We start from the raw sequence: 16,318 nt of genomic DNA, 5'->3' as shown, positions 1-16,318 counted from the left end.
TCAGGTGGCCTCCAGCGTCCAGGCCACGTCCCGGAGCAGGGCGTGCCGCCACCCCGCCCGGTCATGGCCGGAGGGCGACCGGGACACCCGTACGGCCGCGCCGGCCTTTCCGCACAGCTCCTCCACCAGGGCGCAGTGGGGGAGCATCCGTCGCTCGTGCTCGCCCACGTCGAACGCGATCCGCAGCCCGGACAGATCGGTGCCCCCCCGCAGCAGCGCGGCGACGGTCCCGCCCACCTCACCGCCCAGCGGGTCCGGTCCTTGCGCGGCGCCCGGCGCCCACCAGAAGGCACCCGACTGGCACGCGACCCGCGTGACCAGCTCCGGGAAGCGCAGCGCGGCGTACAGGGCGCTCAGCCCGCCGAGGCTCTGCCCGGCGACCACGAGCCGGTCCTGGTCCGCCGGCACTCCCGCCTCCGCCACCAGCGGCAGCAACTCGTCCCGGACCGCCTCCCACAGCCCGGGACGGCAGGCGAACTCCGTCACCCGGTCCCCGGCGGGCAGGAACACGAGCGTGACCGGCGGCATCGCGCCGGCGGCGAAGGCCGCCTCGAACGCGGTCGTCGCCGGATGCAGATGGAGCCAGTCGTCGCCGTCGAGCAGCAGGACGACCGGCCCGCCGCCCCCGACCGGCTGCACCCGCACGGTGCGCCGCCCGCCGAGCCGGCCGCCCGTCCAGCGGATCCGGGTGCGCGGCAGCGGGAGGACGTCGTCGGCGCCCACCGGAGGCCAGTACGGCTGCGGTGGGCAGTCCGGCGTGGCGGCGACGGACCGGTCCCCGCCCACCCCGGCAGGGTTCAAGGGGTCCGCGTACGCCTGGCCGCCGGACAGGAACCAGTACGTCATCCGCAGTCGCGTGGGCAGGGCGACCTCGGCGTACCAGCAGTCCGTGTCCGCCCAGCGGCGCAGCGGCACCCGTTCCGGACGGCTCTCGAAGTGGATGCTCGCCGGGGAGCCCCGCCACAGGAAGAGGGTCCGCCAGCCGCCGTCGCCGTCGGGGACCGAGGCGGGCGCCCCCGCGCGGGACCAGAAGGCGCCGGTGCCGGGCGCATCCGGCAGGCCGTACGGGGCGAAGGGATGCTGGACGTCGGGCGCGCGGCGCATACGTCTCCTTCGATCCAGGGGACCTTGTGGGACGGGGAGGGACACACTAGGCTCGCCAATTAGGCAAGGCTAACCTAAGGTTGACGGTCTGTCAGTGGTCCGGTCGGGATCCGAGGAGGCGCCGAGCATGAGCACCAACCCCTTCGACGACGACGAGGGCCGCTTCCTGGTCCTGGTGAACGACGAGGGCCAGCACTCGCTGTGGCCGTCCTTCGCCGAGGTGCCCGGAGGGTGGGCGGCCGTGTTCGGGGAGGACTCCCGGCGGGCGTGCCTGGACTACGTCGACACGCACTGGACCGATCTGCGGCCCCGGTCCCTCGCGCGGGTCCAGGATTAGTTTGTTCCTCGGCGGCACAAAAGGGCTCCGGGTCCTCTGCAGGGCGGCTTCCACGTCGTCGGCTGTCCGGGTCGCCTCCGAGGTGGGACTCTGGGACCGGAAAGGTGACCGCCGAGGGAACTCGGGAGGGCCCCATGGGACGCGATGTGCCGGCCCGGGTGTTCACGCGCGAGGACCGCCGCCGCTACCGGGAGAAGATGCACACCTGTCTCGACGTGCTGGCGCAGATGCTGCGCGAGTCGACGTTCGAGAGCGAGCGCCCGCGCGTCGGGCTCGAGATCGAACTCAACCTCGTCGACGACGACGGACTGCCGGCGATGCGGAACACCGAGGTCCTCCAGGCCATCGCCGACCCCGCCTGGGACAGCGAGCTGGGCCGCTTCAACCTCGAGATCAACATCCCGCCCCGGGAGCTGACGACCGGCGGCCCAGGCGCCTGGGAGCAGGCGATCCGCGACGCCCTCAACCACGCCGAGGACCGCGCCTCGGCCGTCGGCGCCCATCTGATCATGATCGGCATTCTGCCGACCCTCGGCGAGGACGACGTCGGCGAGGCCGCGCTGTCCGGCGACCCGCGCTACCGGCTGCTCAACGAGCAGATCTTCGCGGCCCGCGGCGAGGACCTGCGGATCGTCGTGGACGGCGAGGAGCGCCTGTCCACGTACGCGGACACGATCACCCCGGAGGCCGCCTGCACCAGCACGCAGTTCCACCTCCAGGTCTCGCCGAGGGAGTTCGCGGACTACTGGAACGCCGCCCAGGCCATCGCCGGGGTGCAGATCGCCCTGGCCGCGAACTCCCCGTACCTCTTCGGCCGTGAACTGTGGCGGGAGACCCGTATCCCGCTGTTCGAGCAGGCCACGGACACCCGTCCGGTGGAGATCAAGGCGCAGGGCGTACGGCCGCGGGTGTGGTTCGGCGAACGCTGGATCACCAGCGTCTTCGACCTGTTCGAGGAGAACGTGCGCTACTTCCCGGCGCTGCTGCCACTGTGCGACGACGAGGATCCGCGCCTGCTGCACGAAGACGGCCGGGTCCCCGAACTGGGCGAGCTGACCTTGCACAACGGCACCATCTACCGCTGGAACCGGCCCGTCTACGCCGTCACCGACAGCGGACCGCATCTGCGCATCGAGAACCGCGTCCTGCCCGCGGGCCCCACCGTCTCCGACACCATCGCCAACGGCGCCTTCTACTACGGCCTCACCCGCGCCCTGGTCGACGAGGACCGGCCCGTCTGGTCGCGGATGTCGTTCGCGGCGGCCGAGGAGAACCTGCACACCGCCGCCCGCGACGGCATCGACGCCCGTCTGTACTGGCCGGGCGTGGGCGAGGTCCCCGTCACCGAACTCGTCCTGCGGCGGCTGCTGCCGCTGGCCCACAGGGGCCTGGAGCTGGCCGGGATGGACACGGCGTGGCGGGAACCGCTGCTGGGCATCATCGAGCAGCGGTGCGTCACCGGGCGCAACGGCGCCCTGTGGCAGGCGGAGACCGTGCACCAGCTGGAGAAGGGCTCGTCCACCGACCGGCGGGAGGCTCTGCGCCGGATGACCAGGTCGTACATGGACTACATGCATCTCAACGCGGCCGCGCACACCTGGCCCGTCGACTGACGGGCCCCGGGCCGGACCCCGGCGCCCCCACACTTCCCGCCGGATCTGCGCAGGAGTATCACTCAGGCTGCACACAGCCCGTCCATGGTCTCGTTAGCGTTCTGGCCGTCCGGCCTCCGGCACGGACACGACCAGGCCGCGGCCGAGCAGGCCCGATGGCGCAGTCAACCCAGGAAGACCACCGATGGACTACTGCTCCTCGTGCCGCCGGCACCTCAACGGGGCGCTCGTGTGCCCCGGGTGCGGCGCCTACGCCCCGGACATCGCTCCCTCCGTGGCGGGTCCCGCCCGGCCCGCGACACCGGGCCCGGCCGCGACCGGGAGGCAGCCGGACCCCGGCCCCTGGTTCGACGCCTCCTTCCACGACGGGGCCGCGCACGCGGCGGCCCTCGACGACGACCCCTCCGACCTGCCCGAGGACGTGGAGGGCGCCGAGGGCGTGACCGGCGCGCCCCAGGGCCGGGCGGCCCGGCGACGCCAGCGGGCCCGCTGGAAGAAGAACCAGCGCCGAGCCGTGGTCGCCACCGCCGTCGCCCTCGTCGGCGGCGGCCTCACCCTCACCTCCCTGGACCGCCAGTCCGGCGACCGCGCCCAGGCCGCCACCGCGCCGGAACAGCCGCACACCGAGCTGTCCCGGCAGCGGCACATCGAGCCCAGCGGCCCGGCGCAGAGTGCCCCCGACGGCTCCGAGGCCCCGCGCGGCGACACCTCGTCCCCGAAGCCGTCGGCCACCGATGTGGCGCGCGAGCCCGTGTCCTCCTCGCACACCACCCGTCGGGTCACCCGCCCGGACGCCCCCTCCAGTTCCACCACGGCCGCTTCGCAGGCGCCCCGGACCCAGCAGTCCACTCCGCCGCCCGCCGCCACGACCCCGGGCACCGGTGGCGGCGGCACCCAGGCCGGCGGACAGCAGCAGTCGGCGGAGCCGGCCCCCTCGGACGACACGGGCACCGGCGCCACCCCGGCGCCCGACAACCCCCAGGGGCCGCAGGACAACACCTCGCCCGCACAGCTCTGCGTGCTGAACCTGCTCTGCCTCGGCTGACCCCCGCCCCCACCCTCCTGAGATCACCGTCACGCTCCGGTGACGCCGCGAAACCCTGCGTCTGCGTCCATGCTGGAAGGAGTCGGCCGCCGCCCCGGCGCGCCCGGCACCGCAGAAGCAGGTTGTGGCACTCAGGAGGGAACTCCCCATGGTCGAGCAGGACGAGCGCTTCGACGTCGTGGTCCTCGGCGCCGGACCGGGCGGCTACGTGGCCGCCGTCCGCGCCGCGCAGCTGGGCAAGCGCGTCGCGGTCGTGGAGGAGAAGTACTGGGGCGGCGTCTGCCTGAACGTGGGCTGCATCCCCACCAAGGCGCTGCTGCGCAACGCCGAACTCGCGCACATCGTCACCCGTGAGGCGAAGACGTTCGGCATCCAGGCGGAGGGGCAGATCACCTTCGACTACGGCGAGGCGTTCCGGCGCAGCCGCAAGGTCGCCGACGGCCGGGTCAAGGGCGTCCACTACCTGATGAAGAAGAACAAGATCACGGAGATCGACGGCCGCGGCACCTTCCTCGACCCGCACACCCTCCAGGTGGCGGGCTCCGACGGCACCACCCGCACCGTCCGCTTCGACCACTGCGTCATCGCCACCGGGGCCACGCCCAAGCTGCTGCCCGGCACCCGGCGCACCGACCGCGTCGTGACCTACGAGGAGCAGATCCTCACCGACGAGCTGCCCCGGTCCATCGTCATCGCCGGCGCCGGCGCGATCGGTGTGGAGTTCGCCTATGTGCTGCACAACTACGGTGTGAAGGTCACCATCGTCGAGTTCCTCGACCGGATGGCCCCGCTGGAGGACGCCGAGGTCTCCGCCGAACTCGCCAAGCAGTACCGCCGGCTGGGCATCGACGTGCTCACCTCCACCCGGGTCGACGCCGTCGACGAGTCCGGCGAGCAGGTGCGCGTGACCGTCACCGGCAAGGACGGCGCCCAGCAGGTCCTGGAGGCCGACAAGGTGCTCCAGGCCATCGGCTTCGCCCCCAACATCGGCGGCTACGGCCTGGAGAACACCGGTGTACGGGTCACCGAGCGCGGCGCCATCGACGTCGACGGCCGCTGCCGTACGTCCGTCCCGCACCTCTTCGCCATCGGGGACGTGACGGCGAAGCTGATGCTCGCGCACGCCGCCGAGGCGATGGGCGTCATCGCCGCCGAGACCATCGCCGACGCGGAGACGATGGAGCTCGACTACACGATGATCGCGCGCGCCACCTACTGCCAGCCCCAGATCGCCAGCTTCGGCTGGACCGAGGCACAGGCCCGTGAGCAGGGCTACGACGTGAAGGTGGCGAAGTTCCCGTTCACCGCCAACGCCAAGGCGCACGGCCTCGGCGACGCGACCGGCTTCGTCAAGCTGATCAGCGACGCCAAGTACGGCGAACTCCTCGGCGGCCACCTCATCGGCCCGGACGTCACCGAGCTGCTGCCCGAGCTGACCCTGGCCCAGCAGTGGGACCTCACCGTCCACGAGGTCGCCCGCAACGTCCACGCCCACCCGACCCTCGGCGAGGCCCTCCAGGAAGCGATCCACGGCCTCTCCGGCCACATGATCAACCTCTAGGCGAGCGGACGGCAGTACAGCGCGTCCGGGGTCCGGGCCGAGCCGATCCGGCCGGTGTACGCGATCCCGGCCGCGTACTCGCCGTCACCGCACTGCCCCTTGTACCGGCCGTACGCGAAGTCGCCGCCCTTGGGCGCCGTCCCGCGCGCGTCCCCCCGGTCGAACCAGACCGTACGGCCGCCGGTGCCCAGCGTGCCGGGTCGCGCGGTGACGCACAGGGCAGCCGAGACCGCCGCCCCGCGCACGCTGTACCCGGCGAGGAACTGCCCGTCGGCGCACTGGAGTTTGGTGTACCCGGACGCCCAGTCGCCGCCGGGGCGGACGTGCCGCTCGTCGCGGACCACCTCGTGCCCGAGGGCCGGGCCGCCCAGGTCTGCGGCGGTCACGTCCGAGCACAGTCCGCGGTTCCCGGTGTGCGCGAGCCCGAGCAACCGCTGACCGTCGGGGCAGACGGCCTTGCGGGCGCCGGAGTCGAAGTCGGGGAGCTCCCGCATCCGGCGTGACGCCACGAAGTCGCGGTGGTCGGGGCTGAGCTGGGACCACTCGGCGGCCCGGGGTACCGGTCCGGTGCGGCCGGGTGCCTCGACGAGCCGCCGCCACGCCGGGGCGCGCCAGTCGTCACCGTCGTACACGCCCATCCGGTGTCCGGCGGCGTCCCAGTGCAGCAGGGCCCAGCCGTTGCCGCCGCGGTTCTCGTGCCAGCCGACGAGCGGCCAGAAGGCGAAGTCGGCGTCGGTGCGCACGAGATGGTCGACGAAGTTCTCGAACCAGGCGCGCGGCCTCGCGGCGGTCTCGGCGCGCCCGCCGACGCCGAACTCGCTGATCCAGACGGGAGCGGTGAACTGCCGGTCCTGCTCGGCGGCGACGAAGAACGCCTGCCGGTTCAGCACGGCGACCAGTTCGTCCGGGCTCAGATCGCGGTAGCGGGGGTCGCTGGTCTCGCCGAGGCCGGTGGCGCCGCTGTGCCGGGGGCCCGTGTAGTCGTAGAAGTGGGCCGAGTACACGAGCTTGCCGGAGTCGACGAGGGTGTGGGAGAGCTGGCGGGCGGGCTCCAGGGTGGGGCGTTCGTGCGGAAGGCCGTCGACGGGGATGCCGGTCCAGTTGATGCCCTCGACCACGATGAGCAGGTCCGGGTCGGCCTCCAGGAGGATGCGGTCGCCGACGCGCTGGGACGCGGCGAACCAGTCGTGGTCGTCGCCGAGGCCCCAGTTGGGGTCGTCCCACACCGAGCGGCGCACCTCGTTGTAGAGGTCGGCGCCGACCACTCGGGGGTTGTCCCGGTACCGGCGGGCCATGAACAGCCAGTCCTCCTCCCACTCGGCGATCGAACGGCTCGCGTTCCAGCGCTCGTTGCCGTCGACGCCGCAGCACCACCGGGTCGTGTTGGTGTGGTTGTTGAGGATGACCGCGAGCCCCGCGCCGGTGAGGGCGCGCACCACCGCGTCGTACACCTGGAGCGGTGTCCTGCCGCGCAGGGCCGGGTTGGCGGCGACGGCGTCGTCCGTCACGGGGCGGGTGTCGTGGACCATCTCGTTGGAGAAGGGCAGCCGGACGCTGTTGATGCCGATCTCCTGGAAGCCCGCGATGATCTCGGCCATCGGGGCGCGGTCGAGGCCGAGCGGGATCCGGCCGGAGTTCTCGCCCGCGTGGTGGTTCGCGTCGTCCTCCGTGTCGCCGGAGCCGTTCCATGTGCCGCTGGCGCCGTGCCAGTTGCCGGAGCGCAGCTTGAACCGGTCGCCGTCCGCGTCGACGATCCAGCGGCCCCGGGTGCTCAGCGGCGGCGTCCAGCCCTCCGCCACGGGCGCCGGGGAGGACGCGGGCACCCCGGCGGCGGGCGGCGTGGCCGCCTGGGCGTGGGGGAGCGAGGTCATCGGAGCCACGAGGAGCGCGGCGGCCAGGGCCGCCCTCACCAAGGAAGCACGCACGGCCACCCTCCCGCCCTATTGTCATGACTGTGTCACGACGATCGACGCCCACCACGGTAATGCACCAACGGCCGTACGACACCTAGGAGTTCACGCCGCGAGCACACCCCCCGGAGGGCTTCCCCCGGCGGCCCCCGGCGCCGTCCCTGTGGCGCGTGGCCGCCGCTGTGCGCATCCTCGGTGGTAACGCGTCCCCAGGAAGGCACGAACCCCATGCCGGCCAAGAACCTCACCACCAACCGCGCCGCCCTCGGCCACCGTCTGCGCTACGCCCTGCACCACCCCGAGCGCGTCCCCCGCCACCTGGCCCGCACGGCCCGGGACCTGTGGCTGCGCCGCCGCCACCGGGACCACGTCTCCTACTACCGCGCCGTGATGCGCTCCGACACCCGCGCCGACCCGGACGCGGCCGTCGGCAGCGCGAACCGCGAGCGGTGGCTGGCGCTCGGCGCGATGCAGTTCGACTATCTGGTCGGGCATGGTCTGCGCCCCGAGCACCGGATGCTGGAGATCGGCTGCGGCAATCTGCGCGCCGGCTGGCGGTTCATCCGCCATCTGGAGCCCGGCCACTACTACGGCATCGACATCTCGCCCGACATCCTGTTCGCCGCCCAGGACACCGTCGTGCAGATGGGCCTGCAGGACCGGCTGCCCACCCTCACCCCCGTGCGCGACCTCAGTCTGGCGTTCCTGCCCGACGCCCACTTCGACGTGGTGCACGCCCACAGCGTCTTCTCGCATTCGCCGCTGCCCGTCATCGACCAGTGCCTGGCCCATGTGGGACGAGTGCTGACACCCGGCGGCTGGTTCGACTTCACGTTCGATCGAACAGAGAGGGAGGAGCACCAGGTCCTGCGGGAGGACTTCTACTACCGCACCGAGACGCTGCTGGCGCTGGCCGAGAAGCACGGGCTGCGGGCCCGTTTCATGGCGGACTGGGAGCGGCTCCCGCACGGGCAGTCCAAGATCCGCGTCAGTCACCCGGAGTGAGCGCCCCACATCCCGTCAGTAGGTCATCCGTCCCGGACTATTGACTCGTTCGGCGGTACTCGCGATCCTCGTCGCACATTGAGCGAGGTCATGACAACACGGCCTCGCACCGTCGCCGACCGAGGGACGTGGGCCGTGACCAGTGCCGGACGCCCGTACCGCAGACGCAAGAACGTCACCGTGGTGTCGCTCCTCCTGCTCGTGCTGTCCCTGGCGCTCGGCCCCGCCCCGAGCGCCTCGGCCGGATCCGACTGGTGGACGCCCACGGCCCGGCCCGCACCGGACTCCGGCATCGGGGTGACCGGCGAGCCCTTCACCGGCACCGACGCCCGCGGCGAGGTGCGCGGCTTCGTCGACGCCCACGACCACATCTTCTCCAACGAGGCCTTCGGCGGGCGCCTGATCTGCGGCAAGCCCTTCTCCGACAAGGGCGTGGCGGACGCCCTGAAGGACTGCCCCGAGCACTACCCCGACGGTTCGCTCGCCGTCTTCGACTTCATCACCAAGGGCGGCGACGGCCGGCACGACCCGGTCGGCTGGCCCACCTTCAAGGACTGGCCCGCCCACGACTCGCTGACCCACCAGCAGAACTACTACGCCTGGATCGAGCGGGCCTGGCGCGGCGGCCAGCGCGTCCTGGTCAACGATCTCGTCACCAACGGCGTGATCTGCTCCGTGTACTTCTTCAAGGACCGCTCCTGCGACGAGATGACGTCCATCCGGCTCCAGGCCAAGCTGACGTACGACCTCCAGGCCTACATCGACCGGATGTACGGCGGCCCCGGAAAGGGCTGGTTCCGGATCGTCACCGACAGCGCGCAGGCCCGCCAGGTCATCCAGCAGGGCAAGCTGGCCGTCGTCCTCGGCGTCGAGACCTCCGAGCCCTTCGGCTGCAAGCAGATCCTCGACATCGCCCAGTGCAGCAGGGAGGACATCGACAAGGGCCTCGACGAACTCCACGCGCTGGGCGTGCGCAGCATGTTCCTGTGCCACAAGTTCGACAACGCCCTGTGCGGCGTCCGCTTCGACTCCGGCACCCTCGGCACCGCCATCAACGTCGGCCAGTTCCTGTCCACCGGCACCTTCTGGAAGACCGAGAAGTGCACCGGCCCGCAGCACGACAACCCGATCGGCAACGCCACGGCCGCCGAGGCCGAGAAGAAGCTCCCGGCCGGCACCGACGTGCCCTCGTACAGCGGCGACGCCCAGTGCAACGTCCGCGGGCTCACCTCGCTCGGCGAATACGCCGTCCGGGGCATGATGAAACGCAAGATGATGCTCGAGGTCGACCATATGAGCGTCAAGGCCACCGGCCGCGTCCTCGACATCTTCGAGTCCGCGTCCTACGCCGGCGTCCTGTCCTCGCACAGCTGGATGGACCGCGAGTGGACCGAGCGCGTCTACGGCCTCGGCGGCTTCACCGCCCAGTACATGAACGGCTCGGAGCACTTCGTCGCGGAGGCGAAGCGCACCGAGGCGCTGCGCGACAAGTACGGCGTCGGCTACGGCTACGGCACCGACATGAACGGCGTCGGCGGCTGGCCGGCCCCGCGCGGCGCCGACGCCCCGAACAAGGTCACCTACCCCTTCCGCAGCGTCGACGGCGGCTCCGTCCTCGACCGCCAGACCACCGGCGAGCGCACCTGGGACATCAACACCGACGGTGCCTCCCACTACGGCCTCGTGCCGGACTGGATCGAGGACATCCGGCGCGTCGGCGGCCAGGACACCGTGGACGACCTGTTCCGGGGCGCCGAGTCCTACCTCGACACCTGGGCCGCCTCCGAGCGCCACGCGGCCGGCACGAACCTCGCGCGCGGAGCCGCGGCGACGGCCAGCTCCTCCGAGTGGAGCCTGTTCACCGGCTACCAGCCCGGCCGGGCCGTCGACGGCGACCAGAGCACCCGCTGGGCCAGCGACTGGAGCGACGACCAGTGGCTCACGGTCGACCTCGGCGCCACCCACCTGGTCGGCAGGGTCACCCTCGACTGGGAGCGCGCCTACGGCAGGGCGTACCGGATCGACCTGTCCACCGACGGCACCACCTGGCGGACCGCCTGGTCCACCTCGGCCGGCGACGGCGGCCTGGACACGGCCAGATTCACCGGCACCCCGGCCCGCTATGTGCGCGTCCAGGGCCTGGACCGGGGCACCGACTGGGGCTACTCCCTCCACGAGCTGGGCGTCCACAGCAGCTGACACCCACGAGAGGGGCTCCATGGCACGACTGCCGTCCGCCGAACGGCGGCGACAGCTCACCGAGGCGGCGATCAGAGCGATGGCCCGGGACGGCGTCCCCCGGACGACGACCCGGTCCATCGCCGCCGAGGCGGATGTCTCGCTGAGCGTGTTCCACTACTGCTTCGACTCCAAGCAGGAGCTGATCGAGTCCGTCATCACCACCATCACCGACCACTACGCGGGCGTGGTGAAGGAGGCCCTGCGCCCCCGGACGACCCTCGAGGACACCGTCCGCGCGGGCTTCCAGGCGTACTGGGACCACGTCCGCGCCCACCCGGACGAGCACATGCTCACCTACGAGCTGACCCAGTACGCCCTGCGCCAGCCCGGCTTCGAGCATCTGGCCCGGCACCAGTACGAGCTGTACGCCGCCGTCTACACCGACCTGATCGACCAGCTCAGCGCCACGATGGGCCTGCGCCTGCGGGTCCCCGTCCCGGTCCTCGCCCGCTATCTGGCCGCCATGACCGACGGCCTCACCCTCAACTACCTCGTCCTCGGCGACGACGCCGCCTGGACCGGCATCCTCGACACGGTCACCGCCCACGTGGCCTCGCTCGTGCGTGAACCCTAGGCGGGGTCCCGCCGGAACAGCCACGGCATCCGGGGCTCGACCACCCAGCGCAGGGCGTGCCGGACGGGCGGGGTGCACAGCAGCGTCACGACGGTCGCGGCGACGGCGGTCACCACCAGCGCGCCACCCGGCGTGTGGACCCACGCCGGGTCGTACCAGCCGAAACGCCCGGCCGCCTGCGCCACGAACCCGTGCAGCAGATAGCCGAACAGCGTGCCCGTGCCCAGCACCGTGCACCACATCCGCCGCCCCGGCACCCAGGACAGGAAACAGGCCACCAGCACCAGCGAGCAGACGAAGAGCACCGGCGTCATCACCAGCCCCGCCCACGGCGGCGCGCCCAGTTCCCCGGCGCTGTCCCGGTGGTAGAACCAGCCGCCCGTCATCCGCGGCTGCGCCCAGTACGCCACCGCGAGCGCGCCCGCGAACACGGGCACCGCGGCGATCCGCACCGCACGGCGCCGCACCCACCGGAAGTGCTCGGGCCGCAGCATCAGCCCCACCACGAAGTACGGCAGGAACTGCAGGACACGCTGCAGATCCAGGTCGTTGCCGATCGGTGACAGCGTGGCCAGCATCGCCACGGCCAGTGCCACCCCGACGGCGTAGCGCAGCCGCCGCCACAGCGGAGCCGTGAGCCGCCACACGAACAGCGCCGCCAGGAACCAGGTCAGATACAGGGGGTCCAGAAGGCTGATCGGCCGGCCGGGTTCCCCGTCCGTCCACCGGGTGAAGAACGTGTAGGCGGTCTCGAAGATCACATACGGCACGAGCAGCCCGGTGACCAGCCGTTTCAGCTGCTCCGAACGGGCCTCGAAGCTTCGCGAGAAGTAGCCCGAGACGATGATGAAGGCCGGCATGTGGAAGGCGTACACGAGCATGTACAGCGCGCTGACGGCCCGGCTGCCGTCCCGCAGCGGCTCCCACGCGTGCCCCACCGCGACGAGCACGATCGCCGCGTACTTGGCATTGTCGAAGAACGCGTCCCGCTGACCGGAAGCCGCAGGTCGCGGCGGTGCGGCACGCTCCGGAGCGGTCTGCGCGGCCGGGCTCACCACACCGCCTCCCGGGCACCGCGCACGGGCCCCGGGCAGGGGCCGGCGGCTCTCGGGGGCAGGGCTGGACGGAGGCTGGGCTTCGGCATCCCCCGCGTCTCACCACTTACGGGTGATCCAAACCCGGGGGAGGGGATGCCGCTGGTCACAGGGGTAGGGACACCCGTTCATACGGCCGTCAGGGTGTGCGGGTAACCCATGTGATCGCTTCGGATGGTGCCCCGGGTGGACATGGCTGACGGTGGATCACGTCAAGGCCTGGCTCCAGTGGTGATGAAGCGTCAGCCGCCCAGGCCGTGACGGGAGGACTCACCTATGCGCTCTGTTCGCATGCTGCTCGCCACCGCGACGGCCACGGCCGCGCTGGCGATCGCACCCGCCGCCCACGCCGTCACCACCGGTGACTGGGACAACAACGACGACCCGTCCCACAGCAAGGAGCACGGCAAGGGCACCGACAAGTCCGACGAGCACGCGAAGTCCGAGGACCACGGCAAGTCCGACGAGCACGGCAAGTCCGAGGACCACGGGAAGCCCGACCACGACCAGTCCTACAGCAAGGAGCACGACAAGGAGGACAAGCACGACGGTCCGCGCGGCGGGATCCACACCGGTGGCGGAGCGCTCGGCTCCGTCATGAACGGCGACGACTGGGGCGGCGACCCCAAGCACGACCCGGACACGTACCGCAACAAGGACGACGGCGAGAAGGACGGCTGGAAGGGCGACCACGGCAAGGACTCGTGGAAGGCCGAGGAGAAGAACGACTCGTGGGGCGGCGGTGACCACGGTGACGACTCCTGGGGCGGCGACCACGACGAGGAGGAGTCGTGGGGCGGCGGCGGTGACCACGACAAGCCGCGCGGCGGGATGCACACCGGTGGCGGCGGCCTCGCCTCCTCGGGTGTGACGGCCGGCGGACTGGCCGTCCTCGGGGTCGCGGGCGCCGGCGTGTACGCGATGCGTCGCAGGAAGGCCGCCGGGTCCGTGGCCTGACCCACACCCGGCGACCGGCCGTCGAGGCCGCCGCACGTGCCCGCGCGTCGCGGCGGCCCCGCCCGCCCCTCCACCCCGACCGTCCGCTGTCCCGCTGCCCGTCCCAGTGAGGTGGTTCCCCGATGGACGCCGGCCGTCCTCCCGCACCCCAGCCCGGCCCGGCCGGTCGCGACGACCCGCCCGCGCGCTCGCGGCGGACCCGACGCGTGGCCGTCGTGTTCTGGAGCGCCCTCGCCACGACGATCCTCTTCACCCTGTTCTCCGGCGGCCGCACCGACGGGGAAGGGCGCGTCGGCGCCCCCCACGCGCCGCCCGCCGCCACCTCCTCCGCACCCGCGACGGCCGAGCCGGCCGGGCCCGACGCGCGTCCAGGCAGCAAGCATCTGCCCAGGTCACGCCCGGTGCGCCTGGTCATCCCGAAGATCTCGGTGGACGCCCCCTTCACCGACCTGGCCATCGGCCGCGCCGGCCGTCTCGAGCCGCCGCCCGCCCATGACACCAACCTCGTCGGCTGGTACGCCAAGGGCGCCTCACCGGGCGAGCGGGGCACGTCGATCATCGCCGGGCACGTCGACACGGCGACGTCCCCGGCCGTCTTCGCCGAACTGCACCGGCTGGCCAAGGGGGACCGCTTCGAGGTGCGCCGCGCCGACGGGCAGAAGGCCGTCTTCGAGGTCGACGAGGCGCAGACCTTCGACAAGGACAGCTTCCCGAGCGACCGCGTCTACGAGGACACCCCCACCCCCCAGGTCCGGCTGATCACCTGCGCGGGCGACTACGACCGCCAGGTCCGCGACTACACCGCCAACCTGGTCGTCTTCGCGCACCTCGTCTGAGCCGCCCGGGCCGGGTTCCCCCGGCCCCGCTCTCCGCGCTGACCTCGTGTCTTACAGTGACTGCTACCAGATCCGGTGAACGAACCTGTGAGGTAGTCGCTAACCATGCCGACCGAGACGTTTGAGTTCCAGGTAGAGGCCAGGCAGCTGCTCCAGCTGATGATCCACTCGGTCTACTCGAACAAGGATGTCTTTCTCCGCGAGCTCGTCTCCAACGCCTCCGACGCGCTCGACAAGCTGCGCCTGGAGAAGCTGCGGGACGACGCGCTCGACGCCGATGTGTCCGACCTGCACATCGAGATCGACGTGGACAAGGAGGCCCGTACCCTCACCGTGCGGGACAACGGCATCGGGATGTCGTACGACGAGGTGGGGCGGCTCATCGGCACCATCGCCAACTCCGGCACCGCCGGCTTCCTGAAGGAGCTGCGGGAGGCCGAGGACGAGAAGGGCGCCGAGGGCCTGATCGGCCAGTTCGGCGTCGGCTTCTACTCCGGCTTCATGGTCGCCGACGAGATGACCCTGGTGACCCGGCGGGCCGGCGAGAGCAAGGGCACGCGCTGGTCGTCGCGCGGCGAGGCCACGTACACGCTGGAGACCGTCGAGGACGCCCCGCAGGGCACCTCCGTCACCCTGCACCTGAAGCCCGCCGACCCCGAGAACCAGCTCCACGACTACACCTCGCCGTGGAAGGTCCGGGAGATCGTCAAGAGGTACTCGGACTTCATCACCTGGCCGATCCGGATGGTCCCGGAGACCGCCGACGGCGACGGCACGCCCGAGCCGGAGACGCTGAACTCGATGAAGGCCCTCTGGGCGCGCTCGCGCGACCAGGTGACCGACGACGAGTACCACGAGCTGTACAAGCACATCAGCCACGACTGGCGCGAACCGCTGGAGACCATCCGGCTCCAGGCCGAGGGCACCTTCGAGTACCAGGCCCTGCTGTTCCTGCCCTCGCACGCCCCGTACGACCTGTTCACCCGCGATCACAAGCGCGGCGTCCAGCTGTATGTGAAACGCGTGTTCATCATGGACGACTGCGAGGAGCTGCTCCCGCCCTATCTGCGCTTCGTCAAGGGCGTCGTCGACGCGGCCGACCTCTCGCTGAACGTCTCGCGCGAGATCCTGCAGCAGGACCGGCACATCCGGATGATGCAGCGCCGGCTCACCAAGAAGGTGCTGTCCACGGTCAAGGAGATCATGACCAAGGACAGCGAGCGCTACGCCACGTTCTGGCGGGAGTTCGGCACCGTCCTCAAGGAGGGCCTGGTCACCGACTCCGAGAACAGCGAGGGCATCCTCGCCGTCGCCTCGTTCGCGACCACCCACTCCGACGACGAGCCGACCACCCTGGCGCAGTACGTCGAACGGATGGGCGACGAGCAGAAGGACATCTACTACATCACCGGCGAGTCCCGGCAGAGCGTCGAGAACTCCCCGCACATGGAGGCGTTCCGGGACAAGGGCATCGAGGTGCTGCTGCTCACCGACCCCGTCGACGAGGTGTGGGTCGACGCCGTCGGCGAGTACCAGGGCAAGAAGCTGCGGTCCGTCACCAAGGGCGAGATCGACCTCGACGCCAAGGGCGACGAGCAGGCCGACGAGGAGCGCGAGAAGCAGGCCGAGGACTACGCGGGGCTGCTCGGCTGGATGGGGGAGCGGCTCGCGGAGGACATCAAGGAGGTCCGGCTGTCGACCCGGCTGACGGTCTCGCCCGCCTGCGTCGTCTCGGACGCGCAGGACCTCACCCCGGCCCTGGAGCAGATGTACCGCGCCATGGGCCAGGAGGTGCCGCGCACCAAGCGCATCCTGGAGCTCAACGCCGACCACCCGCTGGTCAAGGGCCTCAACCAGGCGTTCAAGAACGACGACGACCGCACGCGCCTCGCCGAGTCCGCCGAACTGCTGCACACCCTGGCGGTGCTCGCCGAGGGCGGCCAGGCCAAGGACCCCGCGCGGTTCGTGAAGCTGGTCGCGGAGCGCATGGAGCGCACCCTGTAGCCGGGCCTGTGCCCCGTACGGCCGTGAGCGCGGGCCG

13 protein-coding genes are annotated in these 16,318 nt (G+C 71.6%); 10 read left to right on the top strand and 3 right to left on the bottom strand.

Translation table 11 applies throughout. From position 1 onward, the window contains the following. A complete protein-coding gene (locus DC008_RS03450; protein ID WP_108705655.1) occupies window positions 1–1,104 on the bottom strand; it encodes an alpha/beta hydrolase-fold protein in 1,104 nt (367 codons plus the stop codon). A 127-nt stretch (window positions 1,105–1,231) separates the two neighbouring features. Between DC008_RS03450 and DC008_RS03445 the strand changes: the two genes are divergently transcribed. The 4 genes from DC008_RS03445 (at window position 1,232) to lpdA (ending at window position 5,660) form a co-directional block, all read left to right on the top strand. Beyond that, complete coding sequence (locus DC008_RS03445; RefSeq protein ID WP_108705654.1) at window positions 1,232–1,441, top strand: MbtH family protein; 210 nt, start codon at window positions 1,232–1,234, stop codon at window positions 1,439–1,441. 134 nt (window positions 1,442–1,575) lie between these two features. After that, the gene (locus DC008_RS03440; RefSeq protein WP_108705653.1) at window positions 1,576–3,054 is read left to right on the top strand and encodes a glutamate-cysteine ligase family protein; all 1,479 of its coding nucleotides are present in this window, start codon (window positions 1,576–1,578) and stop codon (window positions 3,052–3,054) included. Window positions 3,055–3,238: 184 nt separating this feature from the next. After that, on the top strand, window positions 3,239–4,099 hold the full coding sequence (locus DC008_RS35365) for an SCO2400 family protein (RefSeq protein WP_164492256.1): 861 nt from the start codon (window positions 3,239–3,241) through the stop codon (window positions 4,097–4,099). Between the two features lie 148 nt (window positions 4,100–4,247). Then, entirely contained in the window at window positions 4,248–5,660 is a 1,413-nt protein-coding gene (gene lpdA, locus DC008_RS03425; RefSeq protein ID WP_108705651.1) for a dihydrolipoyl dehydrogenase, read from the top strand. Here the strand turns inward: lpdA and DC008_RS03420 are convergent. Continuing rightward, the gene (locus tag DC008_RS03420) at window positions 5,657–7,531 is read right to left on the bottom strand and encodes a glycoside hydrolase family 5 protein (protein ID WP_108710547.1); all 1,875 of its coding nucleotides are present in this window, start codon (window positions 7,529–7,531) and stop codon (window positions 5,657–5,659) included. The two genes, lpdA and DC008_RS03420, sit on opposite strands and share 4 nt — an antisense overlap. A gap of 267 nt (window positions 7,532–7,798) precedes the next feature. Here DC008_RS03420 and DC008_RS03415 point away from each other — a divergent pair, with 267 nt between their 5' ends. The 3 genes from DC008_RS03415 to DC008_RS03405 all read left to right on the top strand — a co-directional run bounded on the left by DC008_RS03415 (window position 7,799) and on the right by DC008_RS03405 (window position 11,390). Then, window positions 7,799–8,575 (top strand): class I SAM-dependent methyltransferase, encoded by a 777-nt coding sequence (locus tag DC008_RS03415; protein ID WP_108705650.1) that lies wholly within the window; start codon window positions 7,799–7,801, stop codon window positions 8,573–8,575. Window positions 8,576–8,710: 135 nt separating this feature from the next. Further along, the gene (locus DC008_RS03410) at window positions 8,711–10,774 is read left to right on the top strand and encodes a galactose-binding domain-containing protein (protein ID WP_244221329.1); all 2,064 of its coding nucleotides are present in this window, start codon (window positions 8,711–8,713) and stop codon (window positions 10,772–10,774) included. 19 nt (window positions 10,775–10,793) lie between these two features. After that, window positions 10,794–11,390 (top strand): TetR/AcrR family transcriptional regulator, encoded by a 597-nt coding sequence (locus DC008_RS03405; protein ID WP_108705648.1) that lies wholly within the window; start codon window positions 10,794–10,796, stop codon window positions 11,388–11,390. On the opposite strand, the gene DC008_RS03400 is transcribed toward DC008_RS03405, so the two are convergent. Next, a complete protein-coding gene (locus tag DC008_RS03400; protein ID WP_425276564.1) occupies window positions 11,387–12,445 on the bottom strand; it encodes an acyltransferase family protein in 1,059 nt (352 codons plus the stop codon). The genes DC008_RS03405 and DC008_RS03400 overlap by 4 nt on opposite strands. Window positions 12,446–12,760: 315 nt before the next feature. On the opposite strand from DC008_RS03400, the gene DC008_RS03395 reads away from it, so the two are divergent. From DC008_RS03395 to htpG, 3 genes are all read left to right on the top strand, one after another. After that, window positions 12,761–13,441, top strand: coding sequence for a hypothetical protein (locus DC008_RS03395; protein WP_108705646.1), 681 nt, complete (start codon window positions 12,761–12,763; stop codon window positions 13,439–13,441). A gap of 206 nt (window positions 13,442–13,647) precedes the next feature. After that, window positions 13,648–14,277, top strand: coding sequence for a class F sortase (locus DC008_RS03390; RefSeq protein ID WP_244221328.1), 630 nt, complete (start codon window positions 13,648–13,650; stop codon window positions 14,275–14,277). Between the two features lie 105 nt (window positions 14,278–14,382). After that, window positions 14,383–16,281, top strand: coding sequence for a molecular chaperone HtpG (gene htpG / locus DC008_RS03385; RefSeq protein ID WP_108705644.1), 1,899 nt, complete (start codon window positions 14,383–14,385; stop codon window positions 16,279–16,281). Window positions 16,282–16,318 lie beyond the last annotated feature (37 nt).

This window comes from Streptomyces nigra, from assembly GCF_003074055.1.
Taxonomy (GTDB): domain Bacteria; phylum Actinomycetota; class Actinomycetes; order Streptomycetales; family Streptomycetaceae; genus Streptomyces; species Streptomyces nigra.
Note: the sequence above shows the minus strand (reverse complement) of the source record. Positions and strands in the feature narration are given on the sequence as shown.

Coding starts and splice junctions, on each gene's coding strand:
- DC008_RS03450 (WP_108705655.1), bottom strand. CDS start 1,104: ATGCGCCGCGCGCCCGACGTCCAGCATCCCTTCGCCCCGTACGGCCTG.
- DC008_RS03445 (WP_108705654.1), top strand. CDS start 1,232: ATGAGCACCAACCCCTTCGACGACGACGAGGGCCGCTTCCTGGTCCTG.
- DC008_RS03440 (WP_108705653.1), top strand. CDS start 1,576: ATGGGACGCGATGTGCCGGCCCGGGTGTTCACGCGCGAGGACCGCCGC.
- DC008_RS35365 (WP_164492256.1), top strand. CDS start 3,239: ATGGACTACTGCTCCTCGTGCCGCCGGCACCTCAACGGGGCGCTCGTG.
- lpdA (WP_108705651.1), top strand. CDS start 4,248: ATGGTCGAGCAGGACGAGCGCTTCGACGTCGTGGTCCTCGGCGCCGGA.
- DC008_RS03420 (WP_108710547.1), bottom strand. CDS start 7,531: ATGACCTCGCTCCCCCACGCCCAGGCGGCCACGCCGCCCGCCGCCGGG.
- DC008_RS03415 (WP_108705650.1), top strand. CDS start 7,799: ATGCCGGCCAAGAACCTCACCACCAACCGCGCCGCCCTCGGCCACCGT.
- DC008_RS03405 (WP_108705648.1), top strand. CDS start 10,794: ATGGCACGACTGCCGTCCGCCGAACGGCGGCGACAGCTCACCGAGGCG.
- DC008_RS03395 (WP_108705646.1), top strand. CDS start 12,761: ATGCGCTCTGTTCGCATGCTGCTCGCCACCGCGACGGCCACGGCCGCG.
- htpG (WP_108705644.1), top strand. CDS start 14,383: ATGCCGACCGAGACGTTTGAGTTCCAGGTAGAGGCCAGGCAGCTGCTC.